Raw genomic sequence first — 20,969 nt, 5'->3', positions numbered from 1 at the left:
GGCCCGGGTGGACGGTATCGATCAGCTCACCTGAGCCGCGCCCGAGGCAACGGCCACGCGGCCGCGCTGGCGGAAGCTCAGCAGGTAGCAGATCAGCCCGATGAAGAAACCGACACCGGAGTAAAGGCGCAGCCAGAAGAAGATCTTCAGCTGGTCGACCGTGGCCATGAACGGCATGGCGGCGCCATCGGCGGGCATGCGCTGCAGCCAGACCTGGACGATACCGGCGGCGGTGAGCATCAGGGTGATCAGCAGCATGGAGATGGTCATCAGCCAGAAGCCCCAGATCTCCAGGCTCTGCGCACGGGCGTCAGGCGCTTCGCCGATGCCCCGCAGGCGCGGCATGGCATAGCTGATCATGGTCATGACGATCATCGCGTAGGCGCCGTAGAAGGCCAGGTGGCCGTGGGCGGCGGTGAGCTGCGAGCCGTGGGTGTAGTAGTTCACCGGAGCCAGGGTGTGCAGGAAGCCCCACACGCCGGCGCCAAGGAAGGCGGTCACGGTGGTGCCCAGCGCCCACAGCGCGGCGGCCTTGTTCGGGTGCTCGCGGCGACGACGGTTCACCATGTTGAAGGCGAACAGCACCATGGCGAAGAACGGCAGCGGCTCCAGCGCGGAGAAGATCGAACCCAGCCACAGCCAGACCTGCGGCGCGCCGATCCAGAAGAAGTGGTGGCCGGTGCCGATGATCCCGGTGATCAGGGCCATGGCGATGATCACGTAGAGCCATTTCTCCACGACCTCGCGGTCGACGCCGGTGATCTTGATCAGCACGAAGGCCAGCATCGCGCCCATGATCAGTTCCCACACGCCTTCCACCCACAGGTGCACGACCCACCACCAGTAGTACTTGTCGCGGGACAGGTTTTCCGGGTTGTAGAAGGAGAACAGGAAGAACACCGCCAGGCCCACCAGGCCGGTCATCATCACCACGCTGACGGCAGTCTTGCGGCCCTTGAGCATGGTCATGCCGATGTTGAAGAGGAAGCCCAGCGCCACCACCACGATACCCATCTTGGTGATCGTCGGCTGCTCGAGGAACTCCCGGCCCATGGTCGGCAGCAGCTCGTTGTGGGTCAGCTTCGCCAGGCCCGCGTAGGGCACCAGCAGGTAGCCCAGGATGGTCAGCACGCCGGCGATGGCGAACACCCAGAACAGCACGATGGCCAGTTTCGGGCTGTACAGCTCGCGGTCGGCCTCTTCGGGGATCAGGTAGTAGGCCGCGCCCATGAAGGCAAACAGCAGCCAGACGATCAGCAGGTTGGTGTGCACCATCCGCGCGACGTTGAAGGGGATCGCCGGGAACAGGAAGTCACCGACCACGTACTGCATGCCCATGATCAGCCCGAAGACGATCTGCCCGACGAAGAGCATCAGGGCGAACACGAAGTACGGCTTGGCCACCGACTGCGAGGCGAATTTCAGATAGGGATTGCCCGGGTTCATGTTCAACCCTCCTTGTTCGGCGGCCATTTGTTGGTGTCGATCTTCGATGTCCATAGCAGGAACGCCGCAAGGTCAGTGACCTCCTGGTCGCTCAGGTGGAACTGCGGCATCTGCCGGCGACCGGGCACGCCCAGCGGCTGCATCTTCATCCAGGCCGCGAGGAAGCTGCCAAAGGCCGCGTCACCGCCACGGCGGACCGCTACGTTGCCCAGCTCCGGCGCGAAGTAGGCGCCTTCGCCGAGGATCGAGTGGCAACCCACGCAGTTGTTCTGCTCCCACACCAGCTTGCCGCGCACCACCGATTCGGTGAGCTCACTCTGGTTGGTGCGCTTGGGGAAGGTGGTTTCGGTGTGATAGGTCAGCGCGAGGAATACCAGGAAGAAGAAAACGCCTCCTCCCAGGTAGATGTTCCTCGCCATCCCTTTGGTAAATGTCTCTGACATGGGGCCCTCCTAGGTCACGGTCGGGGCCATTGTAGGAAGCGACCCAGGACCTCTCGCTTGATGGCAATCAAGAAAGACCAATGCTTCCAGTCAGGTATTTTTTCGAAGAAAAATCAGGGAGTTGCGTGCAGGGCCAGAATCACGCCGGTGACCACCAGCGGCCAGCCGAGCAGCAGCGCTTGCCACAGTCGCGGGCCGTGGCTGAGCTCCATGAAGCGCAGCGTGATGATCCAGGCCTTGCCCAGGCCCAGCAGCAGGATCGCCGCCACCGGCAGCAGCAGGTCGGGTGCATGGTGACCGAGCCAGACCGAGGCGACGGACATCGGCAGCATCAGCAGCCAGGCGAGCAGCAACGTCCTCATGAGCCAGGCGCCAGCACGTAGACCAGCGGGAACAGCACCACCCAGACCAGGTCGACCATGTGCCAATACAACGCGCCGGACTCCAGCCCGCCCAGGGCGTCGCTGCGGTAGGCGCCACGCAGGCAACGCAGGGTCATCCAGCCGAGGATCACCAGCCCCAGCAGCACGTGCAGGAAGTGGAAGCCGGTGATCAGCCAGAACAGGGTGAAGAAGGTGCTGTACTCCAGGTCCAGCCCGCGTGCGGCGAGGTGATGGTATTCGCCGGACTTGAGCACCACATGGGCCAGCCCCAGCAGCACGGCAATACCCAGCAACACGGCCGCTCGGCGCTGGCGGCCGTGGCGCACCTGCTCCACCGCCAGCGCCGCGCAGAAGCCGGCGGTAAGCAGGGTCAGGGTCAGCGCCAGGGCGGTGGACAGGTCCAGCTGCGCGCGCCCGGCGCGAAAGCCTTCGACGTCCAGGTGCTGGGTCACGGCGAAGACGATGATGAGGATGGCGAAGACGGTCAGCTCGGCGAGGATGAAGAACCACATCGCCAGGTCGCCCGGCAGGTGCCGGGCGCTGAGCGTCGCCTCAGACGAAGTGGACATCGACCAGGTCCATCAGCGCGGCGACCGTGGCCTCGTCGTCCGACAGCGGCTCGGCCAGCCCGGCGCGACAGGCATCACGCGGCGCCACGCCGGCCTGCAGCAGGCGCGCAGTGAGTACCAGCAGGCGCGTCGAGCAGACCTCTTCCAGCTCCTGCCGGCCCAGGCGGCGCAGGGCCACGCCCAGTTGCGCCAGGCGCTGCGCCAGCTCAGGGGAAACGCCGGCCTCGCGGGCGATGATGCCGGCTTCCACTTCCGGTGTCGGGTAATCGAAGCGCAGGGCGACGAAGCGCTGGCGCGTACTGGGCTTCATGCCCTTCAGCAGGTTCTGATAGCCGGGGTTGTAGGACACCACCAGCATGAAGCCCGGCGGCGCCACCAGGGATTCACCGGTGCGTTCGATGAACAGCTCGCGGCGATCGTCCGCCAGCGGGTGCAGCACCACCACGGTGTCCTGCCGCGCTTCCACCACCTCGTCCAGGTAGCAGATGCCGCCCTCGCGCACCGCGCGGGTCAGCGGGCCGTCCTGCCACCAGGTGCCGTCGCTGCCGATCAGGTGACGGCCGACCAGGTCCGCCGCCGACAGGTCGTCGTGGCAGGCCACGGTGTACAGCGGCAGGTTCAGGCGCTGCGCCATGTGCTGGACGAAGCGCGTCTTGCCGCAGCCGGTCGGGCCCTTGATCAGCACCGGCATGCCCTGCGCGGAGGCGTGGGTGAACAGCGCTACCTCGTTGCCTGAAGGCTGGTAGAAGAGCGGCGGATCGTTCTGCACAGGGGCATTCATGACGGGCGAATCTCAGTAGGAAGTTTCGGGTAGCAAGCTATCCAGCGCGACGGATTGCCTCAAGCACGTCGCCGGAAGTTCTTGATTGGCATCAAGCGGAAGCCGCATGGGCCGCTCCTAGAATCGCCACAGACGCCGGGCGGGAAGCCGGCGAAAACGATCGGCGCCTCGAAGCGCCAAGCCTGTGAGGAGAGACGTTCATGAACAAAGCCCTGGTAGCCCTGCTGTTCGGCGGCCTGCTGGTCCAGACAACCGCGATGGCCAGCACCGGCGAGGAGCTGTTCAAGGCGAAGGCCTGCGTGGCCTGCCACTCGGTCGACAAAAAGCTCGTCGGCCCCGCCTTCCATGACGTCGCCGCCAAGTACGGCCCGCAGGCCGATGGTGTCGCCCACATCACCAACAGCATCAAGACCGGCAGCAAGGGCAACTGGGGCCCGATTCCGATGCCAGCCAACGCCGTGAGCCCGGAAGAAGCCAAGACCCTGGCCGAGTGGATCGTCACCCTGAAGTGACCTGCCGCGTGAGATGGGCGCCCACCGCCTTCTGACGCAGTTCTGCCCGTTCGGGCATGGAGGAAGGAGGCCTCATGGTGGGCGTTCGCGAGTGGTTCAGGCTCCTGGTCGGCTGTCTGTTGCTGATGGCCGGCCTGGCGGTCCAGGGTGCGGAGCTCAGTGATCTGGAGCGGACGCGCATCCAGCAGGTGTTTCCCCAGGCCGATCATATCGGCGAACCCGAAGGCGAGTACGGCGTGCGGCGCCTGTCCCACGGCGACAAGTTGCTGGGCTATGCCTTCCAGAGCATCCGCGTCACCCGCATGCCCGCGTATTCGGGCAAGCCGATCAACCTCCAGGTGATCCTCGATCCGCAGGCGGTGATCCGCGACAGCTACGTCCTCGAACACCATGAGCCGATCCTGCTGATCGGCATTCCCGAAGAGAAACTTCACGCCTTCACCGCCGGCTACTCCGGGCTGCGCGCCGACCAGCGGGTCGCCGTGGGCCGCTCCGGCGATCCGCAGACGGTCACCGTGGATGCCGTCGCCGGCGCCACCGTGACGGTCATGGTGGTCAACGAGATCGTCATGCGCGCCGCCCGTACCGTGGCGGTGTCGCTCAAGCTGATCAAGGACGACGGACAGGTGCGGCCCAAGCCCGCCATCGTCCGCGCCGACGCCTACCAGCCGGCGAGCTGGAGCGAGCTGCTGGGCAATGGCGCGATCCGCCAGCTGAAACTGACCCGCGGGCAGATCGATGATGCCTTCAAGGGCACCGCCGCGGAGAAGGTCGACCAGGCCCGCGATGCGCAGCAGCGCGACGACACTTTCATAGACCTCTATACCGCCCTGCTGAACCCGCCCAATGTCGGCCGAAACCTGCTCGGCGACAGGCAGTACCGCGAGCTGATGGACTCCCTGAAGCCGAACGAATACGCCGTGGTGGTAATGGGCAGCGGCGAGTACTCGTTCAAGGGCTCGGGTTATGTGCGCGGCGGCATCTTCGACCGGGTGCAGATCCGCCAGTTCGGCGACATCCTCAGCTTCCGCGACCTCGACTACCAGCGCCTGTCGGACACCTATGCCGAGGGCATGCCGCACTTCGTCGAGATGGCGATCTTCATCGTCCGCGCCGCGCAGCGTTTCGACCCCGGCACCCCGTGGGACCTGGAACTGCTGGTGCGGCGCCAGACCGGCCCGGTGGACAGCCTCTTCACCACCTTCGACCTGGGCTACCAGACGCCCGAAGGCTACCTCGACCGGCCACAACCGACCGCTGCGGAACTGGAGGCGCTGGCCGATGCCAAGCGGCCGATGTGGCTGCGCGTCTGGTACCAGAAGAGCTTCCAGATCGGCGTGCTGCTCAGTGCCCTGGGGCTGCTCGCGGTGATCCTGTTCCTGCAGGATACCCTGACCCGCCGTCCGCAACTGCTGCACTGGCTGCGCCGGGGTTACCTGTTGTTCACCCTGACCTATATCGGCTGGTACTGCCTGGGGCAACTGTCGGTGGTCAACGTGCTGACCTTCGTCCACGCGTTGTTCGAAGGCTTCCGCTGGGAACTGTTCCTCATCGACCCGGTGCTGTTCATCCTCTGGACCTTCACCGCCGCCAGCATCCTGCTCTGGGGCCGCGGCGTGTTCTGCGGCTGGCTGTGCCCCTTCGGCGCCCTGCAGGAGCTGCTCAACGAGGCCGCGCGCAAGCTCAAGGTGCCGCAGTACGAGCTGCCCTTCGCCGTCCACGAGCGGCTCTGGGCGATCAAGTACATCGTCCTGCTGGTGCTGTTCGGCCTCTCCCTGGAGTCGCTCTCCACCGCCGAGCGCTTCGCCGAGGTCGAGCCCTTCAAGACCGCCATCACCCTGCACTTCGACCGCCAGTGGTGGTTCGTCGCCTACGTGGTGTTGCTGCTGGTCCTCAACCTGTTCACCCGCAAGGTCTATTGCCGCTACGTCTGCCCGCTCGGCGCGGCGCTGGCGATCCCCGGCAAGGCCCGCCTGTTCGACTGGCTCAAGCGGCGCAAGGAGTGCGGCCAGCCCTGCCAGCTGTGCGCCAAGGAATGCGAGATCCAGGCCATCCACCCCGATGGAAGGATCAACGCCAACGAGTGCCACTACTGCCTCGACTGCCAGATGACCTACCACAACGAGAACAAGTGCCCGCCGCTGGTGAACAAGCGCAAGAAGCGCGGCAAGCGGGCAACTGCCAGCGACGACGACCAGTTGATTGCAGTGCAACAGATCTGACCATTTGCCTTCAGGAAGGAGCAGGAAATGACTGACAAGAAACAGCAGCACGACGAGATCGCCGGGCTCAGCCGGCGGGGTTTCCTCGGTGCCTCCGCGGTCACCGGCGCAGCGGCGCTGGTGACCGCAGGCTCGATGGGCGCGTTCACCTCTCGCGAGGCCTGGGCCGACGCGGTCAAGTCGGCCCAGGACAAGATCCACATCGCCCCCGGTGAGCTGGACGAGTACTACGGCTTCTGGAGCGGCGGCCACCAGGGCGAGGTTCGCGTGATGGGCATCCCATCGATGCGCGAGCTGATGCGCATCCCGGTGTTCAACGTCGACTCGGCCACCGGCTGGGGCCTGACCAACGAGAGCAAACGCGTCCTCGGCGACAGCGCGCATTTCCAGAACGGCGACTGCCACCACCCGCATATCTCGATGACCGACGGCAAGTACGACGGCAAGTACCTGTTCATCAACGACAAGGCCAACAGCCGCGTCGCGCGCATCCGCCTGGACATCATGAAGTGCGACCGCATCACCACCATTCCCAACGTCCAGGCCATCCACGGCCTGCGCCTGCAGAAGGTGCCGCACACCCAGTACGTGTTCTGCAACGCCGAGTTCATCATCCCCCACCCCAATGACGGGACGAGCTTCGACATCACCGGCGACAACGCCTTCACCATGTACAACGCGCTGGATGCCGAGACCATGGAAGTGGCCTGGCAGGTCATCGTCGACGGCAACCTCGACAACAGCGACATGGACTACACCGGCCGCTTCACGGCCGCCACCTGCTACAACTCGGAGAAGGCCACCGATCTGGCCGGCATGATGCGCAACGAGCGCGACTGGGTGGTGGTGTTCGACGTCCCGGCGATCGAGAAGGAGATCAAGGCCAAGCGCTTCATCACCCTGGGCGACAGCAAGGTGCCGGTGGTCGACGGGCGCAAGAAGGACGGCAAGGACAGCGTCGTCACCCGCTACATCCCGGTGCCGAAGAACCCCCACGGCCTCAATACCTCGCCGGACGGCAAGTACTTCATCGCCAACGGCAAGCTCTCCCCCACCTGCAGCATCATCGCCATCGACAAGCTGCCCGACCTGTTCTCCGGCAAGCTCAAGGACCCGCGCGACGTTATCGTCGGCGAACCGGAGCTGGGCCTGGGCCCGCTGCACACCACCTTCGACGGCCGCGGCAACGCCTATACCACGCTGTTCATCGACAGCCAGCTGGTGAAATGGAACATCGCCGACGCGATTCGCGCCTACAAGGGCGAGAAGGTCGACTACATCCGCCAGAAGCTCGACGTGCACTACCAGCCAGGCCACAACCACGCGACGCTGACCGAGACCAAGGAGGCCGACGGCAAGTGGATCATCGTGCTCAGCAAGTTCTCCAAGGACCGCTTCCTGCCCACCGGCCCGCTGCACCCGGAGAACGACCAGCTGATCGACATCTCCGGCGACGAGATGAAGCTGGTGCACGACGGCCCCACCTTCGCCGAGCCGCATGACTGCATCCTCGCCCGCCGCGACCAGATCAAGACCCGCAAGATCTGGGACCGCAAGGACCCGTTCTTCGCCGAGACCGTGGCCATCGCCAAGCGCGACGGCATCGACCTGATGCAGGACAACAAGGTCATCCGCGACGGCAAGAAGGTCCGCGTCTACATGACCTCCTCCGCGCCCGCCTACGGTCTTACCGAGTTCACCGTGAAACAGGGCGATGAAGTCACCGTCACCATCACCAACCTGGACGAGATCGAGGACGTCACCCACGGCTTCGTCGTGGTCAACCACGGCGTGAGCATGGAGATCAGCCCGCAACAGACCTCCTCCATCACCTTCACCGCCGACAAGCCCGGCCTGCACTGGTACTACTGCAGCTGGTTCTGCCATGCGCTGCACATGGAAATGGTCGGCCGCATGCTGGTGGAAAAAGCCTGACGAGCAGGCCCCTGGCCCCGCCGGCAAGCGCCGGCGGGGTATCGACGAGAAGGTGTTGCATGGGACTCACCCGGCCCGGCCTTGCCCTGTCGCTGCTGCTCGCGGCAAGCGTCCAGGCACAACCGCAAGCCATCGACCAGTTGCCCCTGCAGGGCGACGGCGACATCCGCACGCTGCCGGCCGGTACGTACAGCGGCAACTTCACCATCGACCATCCGCTGCACCTGCGCTGCGCGCCTGGCGCCCTGTTCGACGGCGAAGGGACCGGCAGCACGTTGCACGTGCGGGTGCCCGGCGTCGTCATCGAGGGCTGCGCGCTGCGCAACTGGGGCCGCGACCTGACCGCCATGGACGCGGCGATATTCATCGACAAGGCCGCCCACGGCACCGTGGTGCGCGGCAATGACCTGCAGGGCGCCGGCTTTGGCATCTGGCTCGACGCGACGGCTGACGTGCAGGTGCTCGACAACCGCATCCAGGGCGACCCCAGCGTTCGCTCCCAGGACCGCGGCAACGGCATCCACCTCTATGCGGTGAAGAACGCCCTGGTGCGCGGCAACCAGGTGCGCCAGACCCGCGACGGCGTCTACATCGACACCTCCAACGACAGCAGCATCGAAGACAACCTCTTCGAGGACCTGCGCTACGGCGTGCACTACATGTTCACCCACAACAGCCGCGTCATCGGCAACACCACCCGGCACACGCGCACCGGCTATGCGCTGATGCAGAGCCGCAAGCTCACCGTGGTCGGCAACCGCTCGGTGGACGACCAGAACTACGGCATCCTGATGAACTACATCACCTACTCCACCCTCACCGGCAACCGCGTCGAAGCCGTGCGCAGCGGCGATGGCGGCGGCGACGCGATGATTGCAGGCGCCGAGGGCAAGGCCCTGTTCATCTACAACTCACTGTTCAACCGCATCGAGGACAACCGCTTCGAAAGCAGCGCCCTGGGCATCCACCTGACCGCCGGCTCCGAAGACAACCGCATCAGTGGCAACGCATTCATCGGCAACCGCCAGCAGGTCAAGTACGTCGCCAGCCGGACCCAGGAATGGTCCGCCGACGGGCGCGGCAACTACTGGAGCGACTACCTGGGCTGGGACCGCAACGCCGACGGCATCGGCGACGTCGCCTACGAGCCCAACGACAAGGTCGACCAGTTGCTCTGGCTGTACCCACAGGTGCAACTGCTGATGACCAGCCCCGCCATCGAATTGCTGCGCTGGGTCCAGCGCGCCTTTCCCGTCACCCGTCCACCCGGCGTGCGCGACAGCTTCCCGCTGATGCGAGCCGCTGACCTGGAGCCGCAACCATGAACCCCGTGGAAATCCGTGACGCAACCCTGGACTACGGCGGCTTCACTGCCCTGCATGGGCTCGATCTGCAACTGGGGGCCGGGGAAGTCCTCGGCCTGCTCGGACATAACGGCGCCGGCAAGACCACCACGATCAAGCTGATCCTCGGCCTGCTGCGCCCGACAGAAGGCTCGGTGCGAGTCTTCGGCCAGTCACCGGGCGATGCGGCGGTGCGCCGGCGCATCGGCTTCCTGCCGGAGAACGTGACCTTCTATCCACAGCTCACCGGCCGCGAAACCCTGCAGCACTTCGCCCGGCTCAAGGGCGCGCGGCCTGCCGAAGTGGACGAGTTGCTCGAACAGGTCGGCCTCAGCCACGCCGCGCAGCGCCGGGTGAAAACCTACTCCAAGGGCATGCGCCAGCGCCTCGGGCTGGCCCAGGCGCTACTCGGCGAGCCACAACTGCTGTTGCTCGACGAGCCCACCGTCGGCCTCGATCCGTTGGCCACCATCGAGCTCTACCAATGGCTGGACCGCCTGCGCGCACAGGGCACCGGGATCATCCTCTGCTCTCACGTACTGCCCGGCGTGGAATCGCATATCGACCGCGCCGCGATCCTGGCCAAGGGCCGCCTGCTCACCGCCGGCAGTCTTGCCGACCTGCGCCGGGACGCCGGCCTGCCGGTACGTATCCGCTACGCAGGCAAACCCGACAGCGACTGGCCGCAACACTGGCGCACCGTCGGCCATGAAGTCGCCGCCCTGGATGGCCGACGCCTGGAGCTGCGGGTCGATGAAGGGCGCCAGCACGAAGTGCTCAGCGTGCTGCTCGCCGAGCAGGCGCAGGAGCTCGAAGTGCTGCCTCCATCGCTGGAGGACCTCTATCGCCACCATATGCAGAGCGCGCACGCGGGAGCCACGGCATGAACCCGATCTGGAACATCGCGCGCAAGGAACTGGCCGACGGCCTGCGCAATCGCTGGTTGCTTGCCATCAGCCTGCTGTTCGCCCTGCTGGCGGTCGGCATCGCCTGGTTCGGTGCCGCCGCCAGTGGCCAGGTAGGCTTCACCTCGCTACCGGCAACCCTGGCCAGCCTGACCAGCCTCGCTACCTTCCTGATGCCGCTGATTGCCCTGTTGCTGGCCTACGACGCCATCGTCGGCGAGGAGGAAGGCGGTACCCTGTTGCTCCTGCTGACCTACCCGCTGGGGCGCGGGCAGCTGCTGATCGGCAAGTTTCTTGGCCACGGCCTGATTCTCGGCCTCGCCACGCTGCTGGGCTTCTCCGCTGCCGCCCTGGCCATTGGCCTGCTGGTGCCGGGTATCCCGCTGGGGCAACTGCTGGGCTCGTTCGCCCGCTTCATCCTGTCGTCCTGCCTGCTGGGCTGGACCTTCCTGGCGATTGCCTACGCGCTGAGCGCGCGGGTCAGCGAAAAATCCACCGCCGCCGGCCTGGCGCTGGGTGTGTGGTTCTTCTTCGTACTGCTGTTCGACCTGGCCCTGCTCGCCCTGCTGGTGATAGGCAAGGGCCAGCTCAGCGCCAACCTGCTGCCCTGGCTGCTGTTGCTCAACCCCACCGACCTGTACCGGCTGATCAACCTGCCTGACTTCGGTTCCGAGCTGGGCGGCGTACTGACCCTCGGCCGCGACCTCGCCGTTCCCGTCGCCGGCCTCTGGCTGGCGCTGTGCGCCTGGACCCTGGCCGCGCTGGCGCTGGCCTATGCGCTGTTCCGCCGACGCCCGATCTGACTCAAGGAGCCCCCATGCTGCTGTCCCGTCCCCTTCGCCTCGGCCTCGCCGCCGGGTTCTTCAGCTTGCTGCTCGGCGGCTGCGACGATGCTGCCCAACAAAGTGCCAACCTGGGCCCTGTGCCCTTCCAGAACGGCGAGGAATGCCACGTCTGCGGTATGGTCATCAGCGACTTCGCCGGTCCCAAGGGTGAAGCCGTGGCCCCCGGAGCCGTACACAAGTTCTGTTCCACCGCCGAGTTGCTGGGCTGGTGGCTGCAGCCGGAAAACCAGCACAGCGGCGCGCGCCTGTATGTGCATGACATGGCCCGCAGCGACTGGAACCATCCCGACGACCGCCACCTGATCGACGCCACCAGCGCCTTCTACGTGGTCGGGGTGAAGCGTCCCGGCGCCATGGGCGCCACCCTCGCGTCATTCTCCGAACGCGCGGACGCGGAACGCATGGCCAATGACGACGGTGGTCGGGTGCTGCGTTTCAGCGAGATCGACCAGAGCGTGCTGCAGGGTGTTTCAGGCGACCACCAGCATCACTGACCCAGCCGGTCGCTTCTCTCCAGCAGCGCCAGGCAGGCATCCGCCGGCACCGGCTGGCTGATCAGGTAGCCCTGAATCTCGTCGCAACCATGGGCGCGCAGGAAGCGCAGCTGCTCGGCCTGCTCGACGCCTTCGGCCACCACCTTCAGTTCCAGGCTGTGCGCCATGGCGATGATCGCGCGGGTGATGGCCGCGTCCTCGCCGCGCTCGGACAGGTCGCGGATGAAGGTCTGGTCGATCTTCACGTAGTCCACCGGGAAGCGTTTCAGGTAGCTGAGCGAGGAGTAACCGGTACCGAAGTCGTCGATGGCCAGCTTCACGCCCATCTCGCGCAGTTGCTGGAAGGTCGTGGTGACGCTCTCGACGTTGTCCAGCAGCTGGCTTTCGGTGAGCTCCAGCTCCAGCAGGTGCGACGGCAGGCCGGTGTCCTCCAGCACGGTGCGCACCAGGTCGACCAGGTTGCCGGTGCGCAACTGGTGTACCGAGAGGTTGACCGACACCCGCAACTCGCGGCCCTGGAGCTGCCAGGCGCGCGCCTGCCGGCAGGCGCGGCGCAGGACGAACTCGCCGATGGCACCGATCAGCCCGGTTTCCTCGGCCAGACCGATGAAATCGCTGGGCGGTACCATGCCCATCTCCGGGTGGCGCCAGCGCACCAGCGCCTCGGCGCTGTCCAGGCGCTCGTTGGCGAGGTTCAGCTTGGGCTGGTAGTGAACGTCCAGTTGGCCTTCGTCGATGGCCTTGCGCAGGCGGGTTTCCAGCTGCAGGCGCTCCAGGGTGCAGGCCTGCAGGTTGTCGGTGAAGAACTGGAAGGTGTTCCCGCCCAGGTGCTTGGCGTGCTGCATGGCCATGTTCGCCTGGCTCATCAGCGCGGAGATTTCCCAGGCGTTTTCCGGCAGCAGGCTGATGCCCACCGAGGCGCTGATCACCAGTTCGTGGCCGCCCACGGTCATCGGCGTGCGCAGCTTGGCCAGCAGGCGGCTGGACAGCCGCGCCAGCGCGGCGAGGCTGGCGTAGGAGTCGATCAGTACGGCGAACTCGTCGCCGGAAAGCCGGGCGATGGTGTCGGCCTCGGGCACGGTCTGGGTCATGCGCCTCGACATCTGCCGCAGCAACTGGTCGGCGACTTCGTGGCCGAGGCTGTCGTTGAGCAACTTGAAGCGGTCCAGGTCGATCAGCAGCAGCGCCGCCGTGCGGCCTTCCTGGCGCGCGCGCTGGCTGGCCTCGTGCAGGCGCTCCTTGAACAGCGTGCGGTTGGCCAGCCCGGTGAGTTCGTCGTAGTGCGACAGGTAGCGCAGGCGCTCCTCGGCGTCGCGGCGGGCGGTGAGGTCGGCGAAGAAGCCGACCACATGGGCGACCTGCCCGCGGCCGTCGCGCACCACGTTCAGTTGCAGCCACTGCGGGTACAGCTCGCCGTTCTTGCGCGTCTCGATCAGCTCGCCCTGCCAGGTGCCCTGGCGCTCCAGTTCGGTACGGATCGACTGATAGCGCCGCAGCGCCTCCGACGATCCCATCAGGCGCGCGACGTTGTGCCCCAGCACTTCTTCGCGGCGGTAGCCGGTGAGGCGGGTGAAGGCTTCGTTGAGGGCGATCAGCCGGTAATCCGGGTCGAGGATGATGATGCCTTCGCTGGCGGCCTCGAATACCGTGGCGGCCAGGCGTTGCTCTTCCTCGCGCAGCTTGCGCGTGGAGATGTCGGCGCGGGTGCCGACCATCCGGGTGACCTGCCCGCGGCCGTCGCGCTCCATCACCCGGCCACGGTCTTCCACCCAGACCCAGTGGCCCGCAGCGTGGCGCACGCGGTATTCGATGCGGTAGCCGTCGGTGCGGCCCTTGAGATGCTCGACAAGCGCGCGGCGCAGCAGCGGCAGGTCATCGGGGTGCAGGCGCGGGCGCAGGTCGTTGCGCACGCTCTTCACCGCCGCCTGGGTCAGCCCGAAGATTTCTTCCAGGTGCGAGTGGTGCACTTCGTCGGTCAGCAGGTTCCAGTCCCACAGGCCCAGCTCGCTGGCTTCCAGTGCCAGAGCCAGGCGCGCCTCGGTATGACTGAGCTGGGCGCTGCCCGCCTCGACCCGCTCCTGCAGGGCATCGCGGGCGCGGCAGAGTTCACGTTCGGCGCGACGACGCTGCTCGACTTCGCGCTCCAGGTCCTGGTTCAGCGCCTCGGTCTGCGCCTTGGCGCGCTCCAGGTGCGCCACCAGCGCCTGGGCCTGGAAACGTCGCAGCAGGCCGACATGCACCACCCGGTGGATCTGCCAGGCCACCACCAGCAGCGCGGCCAGCAGGATCACCCCGAGCACGCCCCAGCCTTGCTGCAGCGGGTTATCGCTGATCAATAAATAGGCAATGGAGGGGAACAGGCAGGGCAAGGCGAAGGTGAGGAAGGCTGGCAGGCTGACCGCGTAGGCGACGCTGGCGGAGAGAATGGCCGCGGCGATCAGGCCGAAGACCAGGGATTGCTGGAGGAAGGCGTCCGGCGGCACCAGGGCGATAGCGGCGAAGGCGAGGGTCAGCCCTGACGCACCGGCGCCGAACAGGAAGGTGCGCTGCCAGTGCGGGCTGGCCTGGCGCTCGGCGGAAGCGGCGTTGAAGGCGGATACCTGGATCAGGCGCAGCACGGCCAGCAGCACCAGCCACACCAGCCAGCCGGCGAGCAGGCCCGGCTTCACGTAATCCCACAGCAAGCCAGCGCAGGCCAGGCCATTGAGCAGCATGAGCAGGGTCGGCACCCGCGAGCCCTGATAGAGCAGGCGCGTGCGTTCGACGGCAATTTCGTGAGCGTACTGCTGGCGGATCTCGGCATGGCTCACCGGGATCGCCGAAGGCTCTACATAAGCGGTCATAGGCGTTTTTCTTGTAGGTGTCAGGCCTAGGCGTCGGCGGAGCATACCCGAGGAGGTAGCCCCACCCAAGCAGGATGATGGCAATTGGCTGCGTGCCCGCCCAACTTTCGTCGGGAAGACGCCGGACGGCGGGCGGGTTTGCCGGGGAAAACCGCCCGTCGGTAGAATGCCGCCCCATGAACGATGACATCTCCTACCTGCTCAACTCCCTCAATGACCCGCAGCGCCAGGCCGTGGCCGCGCCGCTGGGGCGCCAGCGCGTGCTCGCTGGCGCCGGGTCCGGCAAGACCCGCGTGCTGGTGCACCGTATCGCCTGGCTGATCCAGGTCGAGAACGCCTCGCCGCACAGCATCCTGGCCGTGACCTTCACCAACAAGGCCGCCGCCGAGATGCGCGCGCGGATCGAGCAACTGCTGGGGATCAACCCGGCCGGCATGTGGGTCGGCACCTTCCATGGCCTGGCGCACCGCCTGCTGCGCGCGCACTGGCAGGAAGCCGGGTTGCCGGAGAACTTCCAGATCCTCGACAGCGACGACCAGCTGCGTCTGGTCAAGCGCGTGGTGCGCGAGCTGGGCCTCGACGAGCAGCGCTGGCCGCCGCGCCAGGCGCAGTGGTTCATCAACGGCCAGAAGGACGAGGGCAACCGCCCGCAGAACATCCAGGCCGGCGGCGACCTGTACCTGGCGACCATGGTCAGCGTCTACCAGGCCTACGAAGAGGCCTGCGCCCGCGCCGGCGTCGTCGACTTCGCCGAGCTGCTGCTGCGCTCGCTGGACCTCTGGCGCGACCGCCCGAGTCTGCTGGAGCACTACCAGCGGCGCTTCCGCCACATCCTGGTGGACGAGTTCCAGGACACCAACGCCGTGCAGTACGCCTGGCTGCGCTTCCTCGGCAAGGGCGGCGAGAGCCTGATGGTGGTGGGCGACGACGACCAGTCGATCTACGGTTGGCGCGGCGCGAAGATCGAGAACATCCAGCAGTTCGGCGATGACTTCGCCGGCACCGAGGACATCCGCCTGGAGCAGAACTACCGCTCCACCGGCACCATCCTCAAGGCCGCCAACGCGCTGATCGCCAACAACAGCGGACGCCTGGGCAAGGAGCTGTGGACCGACGGCGTCGACGGCGACCCGATCACCCTGTACTCGGGCTTCAACGAGCACGACGAGGCGCGCTACATCGTCGAGACCATCGAGGACGCCCTGCGCAAGGACGGCCTCAAGCGCAGCGACATCGCCATCCTCTACCGCTCCAACGCCCAGTCCCGCGTGCTGGAAGAGGCGCTGCTGCGCGAGAAGATTCCCTACCGCATCTACGGCGGCCAGCGCTTCTTCGAGCGTGCCGAGATCAAGAACGCCCTGGCCTACCTGCGTCTGATCCGCCTGCGCGACGACGACGCCGCGCTGGAGCGGGTGATCAACGTGCCGCCACGCGGCATCGGCGAGAAGACCATCGAGGCGATCCGCAACGCCGCACGCCACAACGGCACCTCGATGTGGCGTGCGATCAACGACGTGATCGCCGCCAAGGCCGTGGCCGGCCGCGCCGCCAGTGCGCTCAATGTGTTCCTGGAAACCGTCGACCTGCTGGCGGTGAAGGTCGAGGGCCTGCCGCTGCACCAGATGACCCAGATCGTCATCGAGCAGTCTGGCCTGATCACCTACCACAAGGAAGAGAAGGGCGAGAAAGGCCAGGCCCGGGTGGAAAACCTGGAAGAACTGGTCAGCGCCGCCCGCGCCTTCGAGACCCCGGACGACGAGGACACCCCGCCGCTGGTGGCCTTCCTCGACCACACCGCGCTGGAGTCCGGCGACACCCAGGCCGATGCCTTCGAGGACAGCGTGCAGCTGATGACGCTGCACAGCGCCAAGGGCCTGGAATTCCCGCTGGTGTTCCTCGCCGGGGTGGAAGAAGGCCTGTTCCCGCACAAGATGAGCCTGGAAGAGCCCGGCCGTCTGGAAGAGGAACGCCGCCTGGCCTACGTCGGCATCACCCGCGCCATGCACCGCCTGGTCATGACCTACGCGGAAACCCGCCGCCTGTACGGCAGCGAGACCTACAACAAGGTCTCGCGCTTCGTGCGCGAAATCCCGCCGAGCCTGATCCAGGAAGTGCGCCTGTCCAACTCGGTGAGCCGTCCGCTGTCGGGCAACCAGCGCAGCGGCAACCTGTTCAGCGGCGCCAGCGTACCGGACACCCCCTTCAGCCTGGGCCAGTCCGTGCGCCACCCGCTGTTCGGCGACGGCGTGATCCTCAACTTCGAAGGCTCCGGCGCCCAGGCACGGGTGCAGGTGAACTTCGACAGCGAGGGCAGCAAGTGGCTGATGATGGGTTACGCGAAGCTGGAAGCGATCTGATCACGGCCAACCTGTAGGGGCGCCCCATGGGCGCGATCGCGGGCATGGCCCACTCCTGCAGGGAATGGCGAGGCCTCAGTGATGCCCGCCGCCGTTCTGCTCGAACGTCTCGATCAGCGCCACCTGCATCCGCGAATGCACGCGGATGAACCAGCGCCAGAACACCGCGATCACCAGGGCTGCGATCAGCGCCACCACCACCAGCAGCTCGCCCGGCGGCAGGATGCTCGAACTGAGCGCCGCCAGCAGCAGCATCATGCCGCCCAGCGACAGCAGCGGGATCAGCTCGGAAATCACCCGGCGCACGCGGGCCGTGTGGCGCCCGGCGCTCTCCGCCTTCACGCCCATCTCCGCCAGCAGCATCGCCAGCGCCTTGAGCTTGCGGTAGGCGGCGATCAGGAACGGCAGTGACAGCAGCAGCGCGGCCCCCCAGATCAGCGCCTTGTGCAGCGCCTCGTGCTCGACGAACTGCGCCAGCCACTGCGACAGACGGTCGGCGAAGAACGCCAGGCCGAAGAAGATCGCGATCACCAGGGTCAGATTGACCCCGACCTGCAGCAGGATGCGCCGGATCATCCCGGCGAGGATCGCCTTGTCGCCGCGTGGCTTGATGCTGCGCAGCCATTCACCGTACAGGCTGAACACGCGCACCATGGGCGATGGCAGGCTGCGGCCCAGGTACAGCGCCAGCGGGTCGGCCGAGCGGATCAGGTAGGGCGTCAGCAGCGTGGTGATGGCCGACACGCCGACCACCACCGGATAGAGGAAGTCGCTGGTCACGCCCAGGCTCATGCCCAGCGCGGCGATGATGAAGGAGAACTCGCCGATCTGCGAAAGGCCCATGCCCACGCGCATCGAGGTGCGCCCGTCGTTGCCGGCGATGAAGGCGCCAGCACCGCAGGACACCAGCTTGCCGGCAACCACCACCAGGGTGATCACCAGGATCGGCGCGGCGTAGTCCACCAGTACCTTGGGGTCGATGGTCAGGCCGATGGCGACGAAGAAGATCGCGCTGAACATGTCGCGCACCGGCTCCATCAGGCGTTCGATCTGGATCAGCTGGCGCGACTCGGCCATGATCGCGCCGATCAGGAAGGCGCCCAGGATCATGCTGTACTCCAGCTTCACCACCAGCAGGCAGAAGCCGAAGCACAGGCCCAGCACCGTCACCAGCAGCATCTCGTTGCTTTCGAACTTCGCCACGTAGGCCAGCAGACGCGGCACCAGCAGGATGCCGACGACCAGCGCGACGACCATGAACAGGCTGAGCTTGCCGACCGTGGAAAACACCTGGTCGGCCTCCACCGTGCCGCTCACGGCGATGCCGGAGAACAGCGCGATAATGCCGATGCCGAGGATGTCCTCGATGATCAGCACGCCGAAGATCAGCTGGGCGAAGCGCTCGTTCTTCATCTTCAGGTCGCCCAGGACCTTGATGATGATGGTGGTGGAGGACATCGCCAGGATCGCGCCAAGGAACAGCGAATCCATGGTGCTCCAGTCGAACAGGCGGCCGATCTCGAAGCCGGCCCAGATCATCAGGGTGATTTCCAGGAACGCGGCGATGAACGCCGTGGCGCCGACCTGGAACAGCTTGCGCAGGGAAAACTCCAGTCCCAGGCAGAACATCAGGAAGATCACCCCCAGCTCGGCGAGGGTCTTGATCGTTTCCTCGTCGTGCACCAGGGCGAACGGCGGGGTGTGCGGGCCGATGATCACCCCGGCGATGATGTAGCCCAGCACCACCGGCTGCTTGAAGCGGTGGCAGAGAATGGTGACGAAACCGGCGATCAGCATGATCACCGCGAGGTCCTGGATGAAGTCGATGGCATGCATGGTCGGCGGTCCTCGCGGCGGGCTGGTCAGGGGATCGCGCGGCTGACGGCCTCGCTCAGCGAAGCCTACCATCCGAGTCCTCCGACAGGCGGCTCTGAAAGAATCAGTAACAGACTGATTTGGAAAGGGATTCATCAGACCCCATATCAGGGGGCGAGCCCACGCAGGGCAACAGCACGAAACAAAATCCGGCTGGCCCTCAAGGGCACCCACCGGCAACATGACGTGCGTCGTATACCAACCAAGAGAATGACAACCATGAAGCGCTTTCTCAGCCTTGCCATGGCTTTCTGTGTCGCCGTGACGCTCAGCCTCGACGTCAACGCCGCCAAGCGTTTTGGTGGTGGCAAGAGCATGGGCTCGGCGCCAAGCCACCAGACCCGCCAGGCGCAACCCAATGCCGCGCCGAATTCCCCGACTGCCGCAGGCCCTGCCGCAACCGGTGCTGCCGCAGGCGCTGCCGGCGCCGCCGCCAAGAGCGGCGCTTCGCGCTGGCTCGGCCCGCTGGCCGGCCTCGCCGCCGGTGGCCTGCTCGCCTCCATGTTCATGGGCGACGGCTTCCAGGGCATGCAGTTCCTCGACATCCTGATCATCGCGCTGATCGCCTTCATCGCCTTCCGCTTCATCGCCTCCCGTCGCCGCCAGCAGCAGGGCAACCAGCCCGCCATGGCCGGCGGACATGCGCCGATGCAGCGTGAAATGCCGGCCGCCCCGCCGTCGATCTTCGGTGGTGCGTCCCGCCCGGTGATGGACAGCCGCCCGGTGATCAACGCGCCGAGCTGGTTCGACGAGACCCGTTTCGTCGCCGCCGCCCGCGAGCACTTCATGTCCCTGCAGCAGCACTGGGACGCCAACGAGATGGACAAGATCGCCGAGTTCGTCACCCCGCAGATGCTGCAGTTCCTCAAGCAGGAGCGTGCTGACCTGGGCGAGGGCTACCAGTCCACCTACATCGACAACCTCGACGTGCAGCTCGAGGGCGTGGACGACCAGGCCGAGAAGACCATCGCCACCCTGACCTTCAGCGGCGTGTCGAAGTCCTCGCGTTTCGACCAGGGCGAGCCCTTCAGCGAAAGCTGGCGCATGGAGCGCCCGCAGGGCGAGAACCAGCCCTGGCTGGTGGCGGGCATCCGTCAGAACTGATCCTGCGCGCAACACTGAAAAAGCCCGGCGATTGCCGGGCTTTTTCGTTTCCGTCGCCCGCCTCGGCAATCCGGCGCGGCACTCCCCGCGGGCCCGCCGCTCGTCCGGACGGCACCGGCACAGTGGTCTTGCGCGAATGGCCGGCTACTACTGTATAAAGCGCGCCATTCGTCGAATTCAAAGAGGCCCCGCCTGTGGAAGATGTGATCGAGAAACTGCGTGAAGCGAACGAGCCGGTTCCGGTACCGCTGGAACTGCCCGACGAAGAACTGCTCGTGGAGATCGAAGAAGCCCTGCTGATCGGCATTCCGTCGGAATTCCGTGAGTTCCTCCTGCTGGTCAGCGATGTGATCTACGGGCGCCTGGAGCCGGTCACCGTGGCCGATCCGCAGTCCCACACCTACCTGCCGGAAGTGGCCGCCGTAGCCTGGGCCAGCGGCCTGCCGCGCGAGCTGATTCCGCTCTGCGCCGATGGTGACGACTACTACGCGGTCGCCGAGGACGGCGAGGTGATCCTCTGGGCCGACGGCGAGCTCACCGAGGAAACCTGGGACTCCGTCTGGACCTGGGCACGCGACGTATGGCTCGATACTTGAAGCCCGGTGTCGGAATTTCCTGAAACTTCCATGGTCACACAGGCAACCCAGCGTACCTCCAGCCCTTGCTGCCCGGGCGGGTACGATGCCCCGTGGAGAAACTATGAAGTTGAAAGCCTTGTTCACCTGCCTGTTGCTGCTCGGCCTCGCCGGATGCGCCGACAAGGCCGTGGTGACGCTGCAGGATGGCAGCGAAATCCTGGTGAAGGATCACTCCGACTACGACAAATACAATGACTACTACGAATTCGAACAGCTCAACGGCGAGACGATCCTGATCAAGAAGGACAACGTCCGCTTCATCAAGACCCCGTGA

18 protein-coding genes are annotated in these 20,969 nt (G+C 66.1%); 11 read left to right on the top strand and 7 right to left on the bottom strand.

Going from position 1 to position 20,969, the window contains the following annotated elements:
* Nucleotides 1-21: 21 nt before the first annotated feature.
* The 5 genes from IB273_RS30080 to IB273_RS30060 all read right to left on the bottom strand — a co-directional run bounded on the left by IB273_RS30080 (nt 22) and on the right by IB273_RS30060 (nt 3,622).
* Nucleotides 22-1,446, bottom strand: a complete 1,425-nt coding sequence (locus tag IB273_RS30080) for a cbb3-type cytochrome c oxidase subunit I (RefSeq protein WP_081519088.1) — start codon at nt 1,444-1,446, stop codon at nt 22-24.
* Between the two features lie 2 nt (nt 1,447-1,448).
* A complete protein-coding gene (locus IB273_RS30075) occupies nt 1,449-1,889 on the bottom strand; it encodes a c-type cytochrome (protein ID WP_045213987.1) in 441 nt (146 codons plus the stop codon).
* A 113-nt stretch (nt 1,890-2,002) separates the two neighbouring features.
* The gene (locus IB273_RS30070; RefSeq protein ID WP_081519087.1) at nt 2,003-2,251 is read right to left on the bottom strand and encodes a cytochrome C oxidase subunit IV family protein; all 249 of its coding nucleotides are present in this window, start codon (nt 2,249-2,251) and stop codon (nt 2,003-2,005) included.
* Complete coding sequence (locus tag IB273_RS30065; RefSeq protein WP_192225702.1) at nt 2,248-2,841, bottom strand: cytochrome c oxidase subunit 3; 594 nt, start codon at nt 2,839-2,841, stop codon at nt 2,248-2,250. The genes IB273_RS30070 and IB273_RS30065 overlap by 4 nt, the downstream gene beginning before the upstream one ends.
* Nucleotides 2,825-3,622, bottom strand: coding sequence for a CbbQ/NirQ/NorQ/GpvN family protein (locus IB273_RS30060; protein WP_192225701.1), 798 nt, complete (start codon nt 3,620-3,622; stop codon nt 2,825-2,827). Before IB273_RS30060 ends, IB273_RS30065 begins: the two co-directional genes overlap by 17 nt.
* 200 nt (nt 3,623-3,822) lie before the next feature.
* Between IB273_RS30060 and IB273_RS30055 the strand changes: the two genes are divergently transcribed.
* The 7 genes from IB273_RS30055 (at nt 3,823) to IB273_RS30025 (ending at nt 11,878) form a co-directional block, all read left to right on the top strand.
* On the top strand, nt 3,823-4,134 hold the full coding sequence (locus IB273_RS30055) for a c-type cytochrome (RefSeq protein WP_054910310.1): 312 nt from the start codon (nt 3,823-3,825) through the stop codon (nt 4,132-4,134).
* 74 nt (nt 4,135-4,208) lie between these two features.
* Nucleotides 4,209-6,356, top strand: a complete 2,148-nt coding sequence (gene nosR, locus IB273_RS30050) for a transcriptional regulator NosR (protein WP_192225700.1) — start codon at nt 4,209-4,211, stop codon at nt 6,354-6,356.
* Nucleotides 6,357-6,383: 27 nt separating this feature from the next.
* Nucleotides 6,384-8,291 (top strand): TAT-dependent nitrous-oxide reductase, encoded by a 1,908-nt coding sequence (gene nosZ, locus IB273_RS30045; protein WP_081519083.1) that lies wholly within the window; start codon nt 6,384-6,386, stop codon nt 8,289-8,291.
* 59 nt (nt 8,292-8,350) lie between these two features.
* Nucleotides 8,351-9,616 carry a nitrous oxide reductase family maturation protein NosD gene (locus IB273_RS30040; protein ID WP_151188779.1) on the top strand — a complete coding sequence of 422 codons (1,266 nt, stop codon included), beginning with the start codon at nt 8,351-8,353 and terminating at the stop codon, nt 9,614-9,616.
* A complete protein-coding gene (locus IB273_RS30035) occupies nt 9,613-10,521 on the top strand; it encodes an ATP-binding cassette domain-containing protein (protein ID WP_192225699.1) in 909 nt (302 codons plus the stop codon). The genes IB273_RS30040 and IB273_RS30035 overlap by 4 nt, the downstream gene beginning before the upstream one ends.
* Nucleotides 10,518-11,342: an ABC transporter permease gene (locus tag IB273_RS30030; RefSeq protein WP_192225698.1), complete on the top strand. Its 825-nt coding sequence runs from the start codon at nt 10,518-10,520 to the stop codon at nt 11,340-11,342. The genes IB273_RS30035 and IB273_RS30030 overlap by 4 nt, the downstream gene beginning before the upstream one ends.
* A 14-nt stretch (nt 11,343-11,356) precedes the next feature.
* The gene (locus IB273_RS30025) at nt 11,357-11,878 is read left to right on the top strand and encodes a nitrous oxide reductase accessory protein NosL (RefSeq protein WP_192225697.1); all 522 of its coding nucleotides are present in this window, start codon (nt 11,357-11,359) and stop codon (nt 11,876-11,878) included.
* On the opposite strand, the gene IB273_RS30020 is transcribed toward IB273_RS30025, so the two are convergent.
* Entirely contained in the window at nt 11,872-14,721 is a 2,850-nt protein-coding gene (locus IB273_RS30020) for an EAL domain-containing protein (protein WP_081519078.1), read from the bottom strand. The genes IB273_RS30025 and IB273_RS30020 overlap by 7 nt on opposite strands.
* A gap of 176 nt (nt 14,722-14,897) precedes the next feature.
* Between IB273_RS30020 and uvrD the strand changes: the two genes are divergently transcribed.
* A complete protein-coding gene (uvrD, locus tag IB273_RS30015; protein WP_192225696.1) occupies nt 14,898-17,078 on the top strand; it encodes a DNA helicase II in 2,181 nt (726 codons plus the stop codon).
* 75 nt (nt 17,079-17,153) lie between these two features.
* Here the strand turns inward: uvrD and IB273_RS30010 are convergent, their stop codons facing one another.
* Nucleotides 17,154-18,914: a cation:proton antiporter gene (locus IB273_RS30010; RefSeq protein ID WP_081519076.1), complete on the bottom strand. Its 1,761-nt coding sequence runs from the start codon at nt 18,912-18,914 to the stop codon at nt 17,154-17,156.
* Between the two features lie 258 nt (nt 18,915-19,172).
* Between IB273_RS30010 and IB273_RS30005 the strand changes: the two genes are divergently transcribed.
* From IB273_RS30005 to IB273_RS29995, 3 genes are all read left to right on the top strand, one after another.
* Nucleotides 19,173-20,057, top strand: a complete 885-nt coding sequence (locus tag IB273_RS30005; protein WP_138213587.1) for a Tim44 domain-containing protein — start codon at nt 19,173-19,175, stop codon at nt 20,055-20,057.
* A 194-nt stretch (nt 20,058-20,251) separates the two neighbouring features.
* Nucleotides 20,252-20,653 (top strand): SMI1/KNR4 family protein, encoded by a 402-nt coding sequence (locus IB273_RS30000; protein WP_081519074.1) that lies wholly within the window; start codon nt 20,252-20,254, stop codon nt 20,651-20,653.
* 103 nt (nt 20,654-20,756) lie between these two features.
* Entirely contained in the window at nt 20,757-20,969 is a 213-nt protein-coding gene (locus IB273_RS29995; protein ID WP_017521498.1) for a YgdI/YgdR family lipoprotein, read from the top strand.

The organism is Pseudomonas sp. PDM19, from assembly GCF_014852215.1.
Taxonomy (GTDB): Bacteria; Pseudomonadota; Gammaproteobacteria; order Pseudomonadales; family Pseudomonadaceae; genus Pseudomonas.
The sequence above is the reverse complement of the archived record's forward strand: the minus strand, read 5'-3'. Positions and strand labels throughout refer to the sequence as shown.

Excerpts from the sequence above, each read along its gene's own strand:
- IB273_RS30080 (WP_081519088.1), bottom strand. The coding sequence starts at position 1,446 with ATGAACCCGGGCAATCCCTATCTGAAATTCGCCTCGCAGTCGGTGGCC.
- IB273_RS30075 (WP_045213987.1), bottom strand. The coding sequence starts at position 1,889 with ATGTCAGAGACATTTACCAAAGGGATGGCGAGGAACATCTACCTGGGA.
- IB273_RS30070 (WP_081519087.1), bottom strand. The coding sequence starts at position 2,251 with ATGAGGACGTTGCTGCTCGCCTGGCTGCTGATGCTGCCGATGTCCGTC.
- IB273_RS30065 (WP_192225702.1), bottom strand. The coding sequence starts at position 2,841 with ATGTCCACTTCGTCTGAGGCGACGCTCAGCGCCCGGCACCTGCCGGGC.
- IB273_RS30060 (WP_192225701.1), bottom strand. The coding sequence starts at position 3,622 with ATGAATGCCCCTGTGCAGAACGATCCGCCGCTCTTCTACCAGCCTTCA.
- IB273_RS30055 (WP_054910310.1), top strand. The coding sequence starts at position 3,823 with ATGAACAAAGCCCTGGTAGCCCTGCTGTTCGGCGGCCTGCTGGTCCAG.
- nosR (WP_192225700.1), top strand. The coding sequence starts at position 4,209 with ATGGTGGGCGTTCGCGAGTGGTTCAGGCTCCTGGTCGGCTGTCTGTTG.
- nosZ (WP_081519083.1), top strand. The coding sequence starts at position 6,384 with ATGACTGACAAGAAACAGCAGCACGACGAGATCGCCGGGCTCAGCCGG.
- IB273_RS30040 (WP_151188779.1), top strand. The coding sequence starts at position 8,351 with ATGGGACTCACCCGGCCCGGCCTTGCCCTGTCGCTGCTGCTCGCGGCA.
- IB273_RS30035 (WP_192225699.1), top strand. The coding sequence starts at position 9,613 with ATGAACCCCGTGGAAATCCGTGACGCAACCCTGGACTACGGCGGCTTC.
- IB273_RS30030 (WP_192225698.1), top strand. The coding sequence starts at position 10,518 with ATGAACCCGATCTGGAACATCGCGCGCAAGGAACTGGCCGACGGCCTG.
- IB273_RS30025 (WP_192225697.1), top strand. The coding sequence starts at position 11,357 with ATGCTGCTGTCCCGTCCCCTTCGCCTCGGCCTCGCCGCCGGGTTCTTC.
- IB273_RS30020 (WP_081519078.1), bottom strand. The coding sequence starts at position 14,721 with ATGACCGCTTATGTAGAGCCTTCGGCGATCCCGGTGAGCCATGCCGAG.
- uvrD (WP_192225696.1), top strand. The coding sequence starts at position 14,898 with ATGAACGATGACATCTCCTACCTGCTCAACTCCCTCAATGACCCGCAG.
- IB273_RS30010 (WP_081519076.1), bottom strand. The coding sequence starts at position 18,914 with ATGCATGCCATCGACTTCATCCAGGACCTCGCGGTGATCATGCTGATC.
- IB273_RS30005 (WP_138213587.1), top strand. The coding sequence starts at position 19,173 with ATGAAGCGCTTTCTCAGCCTTGCCATGGCTTTCTGTGTCGCCGTGACG.
- IB273_RS29995 (WP_017521498.1), top strand. The coding sequence starts at position 20,757 with ATGAAGTTGAAAGCCTTGTTCACCTGCCTGTTGCTGCTCGGCCTCGCC.